Source organism: Ideonella azotifigens (assembly GCF_006519715.1).
GTDB lineage: Bacteria > Pseudomonadota > Gammaproteobacteria > Burkholderiales > Burkholderiaceae_C > Ideonella > Ideonella azotifigens.
Genome location: NZ_VIDT01001109.1, coordinates 1 through 1,221, shown reverse-complemented (window position 1 = coordinate 1,221; position 1,221 = coordinate 1). Strand labels below are relative to the sequence as shown.

Genomic DNA, 1,221 nt, shown 5'->3' with positions numbered 1-1,221 from the left:
CAGGTGGGAGACCTGGATGCCGGCGCCCCGGCGCTGCGTGCCGATTCGCGCTACAACCGCGACAGCGCCTTCGTGGTGCAGAACTACGCCGCCAGCTCCGACATCTTGACGGTGATGGTCACCACGCCCGATGACCAGTGCACGCGCTACGCCAACCTCAGCCGCGTCGACGAGCTGGCCTGGCGGCTCAAGCAACTGCCCGGCGTGGAGGGTACGCAGTCGATGGCGGGGCTGGCCAAGCTGGCGATGGTCGGCTTCAACGAAGGCCAGTTCAAGTGGTACGAGCTGATCGCCAACGACAAGTCGCTCGGCGGCGTGCAGGCCATCGCGCCGCGCGAGCTGTTCAACAAGGCCTGCTCGTTCCTCGCGCTGCACGTCTTCCTCAAGGACCACAAGGCGCAGACGCTGGAGCGGGTCGTTGCCGCCACCGAAGCCTTCATCGCCGAGCAGCCGCAGGGTGCCGATGGCGACGTGCGCTTCATGCTGGGCGCCGGCTCGGCCGGCATCGAGGCGGCCACCAACATCGTGGTGCGCCAGGCCATGCATCAGATGCTGCTGTGGGTGTACGGCGCGGTGCTGCTGCTGTGCCTGCTGACCTTCCGCTCGTGGCGCGCCACCGTGGTGGCGGTGCTGCCACTGGCGCTCACCTCGATGCTGTGCGAGGCCTTGATGGTGGTGCTGGGCATGGGCGTGAAGGTGGCCACCTTGCCGGTGATCGCGCTGGGGGTGGGCATCGGTGTGGACTACGCGCTGTACGTGCTGGCCGTCATGCTGCAGCGGCTCAAGCGCGGTGACAGCCTGGACGCCGCGTGGCGCGCCGCGCTGCAGTTCACCGGCCGCGTGGTGCTGCTGACCGGCATGACGCTGGCGCTGGCGGTGGGCACCTGGCTTGGCAGCCCCATCAAGTTCCAGGCCGACATGGGGCTGCTGCTGGCGTTCATGTTCCTCTGGAACATGGTCGGGGCCCTGGTGCTGTTGCCGGCGCTGGCGCGCTGGCTGTTGACGCCGCCCAAGCCCAGTGCCGCGGCCGTGGCCGCGCCGGTCGGCCAGGTGGCCTGAATGGCACCCATTCGTTCAAACCAGGAGTAATCAATGCTCGACAAGCAGATCCAGCAGGTGCTGGAAGCCGCCCGCGCCAATGGCGCCCCCGATCTCTGCGACGTGCCGCTGCCGGTGGCGCGCGAGATCTATCGACAGATCATGGGCGGCGCTGGCGCACCG

General features: G+C 68.5%; 1 protein-coding gene. It reads left to right on the top strand.

The features are described 5' to 3' along the window. On the top strand, positions 1–1,059 hold a 1,059-nt coding region (locus tag FKP22_RS30935), incomplete at its 5' end, for an efflux RND transporter permease subunit (RefSeq protein WP_141292003.1). Positions 1,060–1,221 lie beyond the last annotated feature (162 nt).